The 4276-nt window shown below is 65.4% G+C and carries 4 protein-coding genes; all 4 read left to right on the top strand.

Features of this window, described 5'->3' with window-relative positions:
- Nucleotides 1-2490: formate dehydrogenase subunit alpha (gene fdhF / locus EOA28_RS26605; protein WP_128315446.1), on the top strand; the 2490-nt coding region annotated here is incomplete at its 5' end.
- A 3-nt stretch (nt 2491-2493) separates the two neighbouring features.
- Nucleotides 2494-3324, top strand: a complete 831-nt coding sequence (gene fdhD, locus EOA28_RS26600) for a formate dehydrogenase accessory sulfurtransferase FdhD (protein WP_127249814.1) — start codon at nt 2494-2496, stop codon at nt 3322-3324.
- Entirely contained in the window at nt 3314-3625 is a 312-nt protein-coding gene (locus tag EOA28_RS26595; RefSeq protein WP_127249813.1) for a formate dehydrogenase subunit delta, read from the top strand. Before fdhD ends, EOA28_RS26595 begins: the two co-directional genes overlap by 11 nt.
- 114 nt (nt 3626-3739) lie before the next feature.
- Nucleotides 3740-4276 (top strand): alpha/beta hydrolase (locus EOA28_RS26590; protein ID WP_148670864.1); only part of this gene is annotated, 537 nt, incomplete at its 3' end.

Here is a 4276-nt window from a genome sequence, read left to right as displayed (position 1 = left end):
GGTCTGACCGAAAACCGCTACGGCGTCGAGGGCCGCAATCACGTCAAGGAAGAAGGCGGCGTCGCGCCCGGCCATGGCTCGCTCGCGGTCGACTATATCGCCCGTGACGAATCCAACCCCTATTTCACCTACGACCCGGCGCAGTGCATCGTCTGCTCGCGCTGCGTGCGCGCCTGCGAAGAGGTGCAGGGCACCTTCGCGCTGACCATCGAGGGCCGCGGCTTCGAATCGCGCATGGTCGCCGGCATGCATGAGGATTTCATCGCTTCGGAATGCGTCTCCTGCGGCGCCTGCGTGCAGGCCTGCCCGACCGATGCGCTGCGCGAGAAGACGGTGCTGGAAAAAGGCATGCCGGAGCGCTCGGCTGTCACCACCTGTGCCTATTGCGGCGTCGGCTGCTCGTTCAAGGCCGAAGTGAAGGATGACGAGGTCATCCGCATGATGCCCTACAAGGACGGCAAGGCGAACCACGGCCATTCCTGCGTGAAAGGCCGGTTTGCCTATGGCTACGCCACGCACAAGGACCGCATCCTGTCGCCGATGATCCGCGAGAAGATCACCGATCCGTGGCGCGAAGTGAGCTGGGAAGAGGCGATCGCCCACACGGCGAAGGAATTCCGCCGCATCCAGTATCAGTATGGACGCACCGCGATCGGCGGCATCACCTCCTCGCGCTGCACCAACGAGGAGACCTATCTCGTCCAGAAGCTGGTGCGGCAGGGCTTCCGCAACAACAATGTCGACACCTGCGCGCGCGTCTGCCATTCGCCGACCGGCTACGGGCTCGGCCAGACCTACGGCACCTCGGCCGGTACGCAGGATTTCGATTCGGTCGAGTTCACCGACGTCGCCGTCATCATCGGCGCCAATCCGGCGTCCGCCCATCCGGTGTTCGCCTCGCGGCTGAAGAAGCGGCTTCGCCAGGGCGCCAAGCTGATCGTGCTCGATCCGCGCCGCACCGAGATGGTGAAATCGGCGCATATCGAGGCCGACTATCACCTGCCGCTGAAGCCCGGCACCAATGTGGCGGTGCTGACGGCGCTGGCGCATGTCATAGTCACCGAGGGCCTCTACAACGAAGCCTTCGTGCGCGAGCGCTGCGACTGGGCCGAGTTTCAGGACTGGGCGTCCTTCGTCGCCCTGCCGGAGAACAGCCCGGAGACGGTCGGCAAGCTGTCCGGCGTCGACCCTGAAGCCATCCGGGGTGCCGCGCGCCTTTACGCCAAGGGGGGCAATGGCGCGATCTATTACGGCCTCGGCGTCACCGAACACAGCCAGGGCTCGACCACGGTGATGGCGATCGCCAACCTCGCCATGGCAACCGGCAATATCGGCCGTCCGGGCGTCGGCGTGAATCCGCTGCGCGGCCAGAACAATGTGCAGGGCTCCTGCGACATGGGTTCCTTCCCGCATGAGTTGCCGGGCTACCGCCACATCTCGGGCGAAGCGGTGCGCGACATCTATGAGAGCCTGTGGGGTGTGAAGCTGGACGACGAGCCCGGCCTGCGTATCCCCAACATGCTGGACGCCGCCGTCGACGGCTCGTTCAAGGGCATCTACATCCAGGGCGAGGACATCCTGCAGTCCGATCCCGACACCAAGCATGTCGCCGGCGGTCTCGCCGCTATGGAATGCGTCGTGGTGCACGACCTCTTCCTCAACGAGACGGCCAACTACGCGCATGTCTTCCTGCCGGGTTCGACCTTCCTCGAGAAGGACGGCACCTTCACCAATGCCGAGCGCCGCATCAACATGGTGCGCAAGGTCATCGAGCCGAAGGCGCGCTACGCCGACTGGGAGGCGACGCAGGAGCTTGCCCGCGCCATCGGGCTCGACTGGAACTATACCCATCCGTCTGAGATCATGGACGAGATCGCCAAGACGACGCCGAGCTTCGCCGGCGTCTCGTTCGAGCTGCTTGACCGTGTCGGCTCGGTGCAGTGGCCCTGCAACGAGAAGGCGCCGCTCGGCACGCCGATCATGCATGTCGACGGCTTCGTGCGCGGCAAGGGCAAGTTCATCCGCACCGAATATGTGGCGACGGACGAGCGGACAGGCCCGCGCTATCCGCTGCTGCTCACCACCGGCCGCATCCTGTCGCAGTACAATGTCGGCGCGCAGACCAGGCGCACGGAGAACGTTGCTTGGCATGCCGAGGACCGGCTGGAGATCCATCCGCATGACGCCGAGGTTCGCGGCGTGCGCGAAGGCGACTGGGTGCGGCTGGCGAGCCGCTCCGGCGAAACCACGCTGCGCGCGCTGATCACCGACCGCGTCTCGCCCGGTGTCGTCTACACGACCTTCCACCATCCGGACACGCAGGCCAATGTGATCACCACCGACTTCTCGGACTGGGCGACCAACTGTCCGGAATACAAGGTCACCGCCGTGCAGGTGGCGCCGTCCAACGGCCCGACCGACTGGCAGAAGGACTATAACGAGCAGGCCAAGCAGAGCCGGCGTATCGCCCCGCTGGCGGCAGCGGAGTAGTCCTTGGGCGCGCGCCGCAAAGCGACGACGCAAATTACGCGGCTCGCGCATCGCGCCGGCGGCACCGCGGCCGCGAACCGCATGGTGCCGGAAGAGACGCCGGTGGCGTTCTCCTTTGCCGGCACCACGCATGCGGTGATGATGGCAAGCCCAGCCGATTTCGAGGATTTCGCGCTCGGCTTCTCGCTGACCGAGGGTATCATCGCCGATCCGAAAGAAATCGAGGCGATCGAGGTCGAGGATCTCGGCGCCGGCATCGACATCCAGATCAGGCTGAAGGACCAGGCCAACACGCGCTTCCAGGCGCGGCGGCGCCGGCTGGCCGGACCGGTCGGCTGCGGCTTGTGCGGCATTGAGTCCATCGAGGAGGCGATGCGCTCGGTCGAGGCAGTTGGTGCGTCAAAACTTACGCTTCAAGCGGAAGACATCACGAGCGCCGTCCGGTTGCTGTCGAAGGTTCAGCCGCTGCATGCCGAGACCGGCGCGGTGCATGCGGCCGGCTTCTACGTGCCCGGCAAGGGCGTCGTGATGGCGCGCGAGGATGTCGGGCGGCACAATGCGCTGGACAAGCTCGCCGGCGCGCTGGCCAAGGCAGGCATCGATGGCGCAAGCGGCGCGGTCGTGGTGACCTCGCGCGTCTCGGTCGAGATGGTGCAGAAGACGGCCGCCATCGGCGCTTCGATCATCATGGCGGTTTCGGCGCCGACGGCGCTTGCCATCCGCACGGCGGATGCCGCCGGCATGACGCTGGTGGCGCTGGTGCGCGGCGACGATTTCGATATTTTCACCCACCCCGAACGGGTGGCTTCCGGAGTTGCCAAGCATGTCGCATGACGAAGACCACATCGCCAGCACCAGGGAAAAGCTGGTGCGCATGGCCAACCAGATCGCCACCTTCTTCCACTCGAAGCCGCGCGAGGAAGGCATTGCCGGGCTGGCGGAGCACATCAACAAATTCTGGGAACCCCGGATGCGGCGGCAGCTCTTCGAGCTGCTCGACGGCGACGCTGAGGATTTCGACGCGTTGGTGATCGCGGCCTCGGCCAGGATCAAGCGGCCGATCTCCCCTGCGGAGGCCGACAGGAAGCTTGGGGTCACAGCCTTTCCGGCCGATATCGCCGCTTCGCAGGAATGATGTAGCGACCGGACGGCGTTATATTCCTTTCCGCTAAAGTTTAAGCTGCCGCTATCGGCACGGCTCTGCTATGGTTGGCGGCAGAAAGTCGTCTGGCCGGGCGGGGTAGTTCGCGTGAGGCCGATCGAGACCAGATACGCCCGTAGCGGGGATGTGCGGATCGCCTATCAGGTGATCGGCCAGGGCTCTTTCGATCTCGTCTTCGTACCGGGCTTCATCTCCAATCTCGACCTGCATTGGGAAGACGAGGGCTACAGCCGCCTCTTGAAACGGCTCTCCGCCTTCTCGCGGCTGATCCTGTTCGACAAGCGCGGCACCGGGCTATCCGACCGCGTCGACACCCGCCACCTGCCCAGCCTCGAGACGCGCATGGACGATGTCCGAGCGGTGATGGACGCCACAGGCAGCGGCCGTGCCGCTATCCTCGGCGCCTCGGAAGGCGCGCCGATGGCGATGCTGTTCGCCGCCACCTATCCGGAGCGGACGCGGGCGCTGGTGCTCTACGGCGGCTATGCGCATTTCCACAAATGGGTGATGCCGCCGGAACGGCTGGAAGCATTCATCGAGACGGCGGAAACATCCTGGGGCACCGGCGCGACCTTGCCCAATTTCGCGCCGGGCCGGGTCGACGATACCCACTTCACTCAGTGG

Source organism: Mesorhizobium sp. M2A.F.Ca.ET.067.02.1.1 (assembly GCF_004023285.1).
Taxonomy (GTDB): Bacteria; Pseudomonadota; Alphaproteobacteria; order Rhizobiales; family Rhizobiaceae; genus Mesorhizobium.
The sequence above is the reverse complement of the archived record's forward strand: the minus strand, read 5'-3'. Positions and strand labels throughout refer to the sequence as shown.

What these genes read in the sequence shown, in the direction of transcription:
- EOA28_RS26595 (WP_127249813.1), top strand. Translation starts at nt 3,314, where the DNA reads ATGTCGCATGACGAAGACCACATCGCCAGCACCAGGGAAAAGCTGGTG.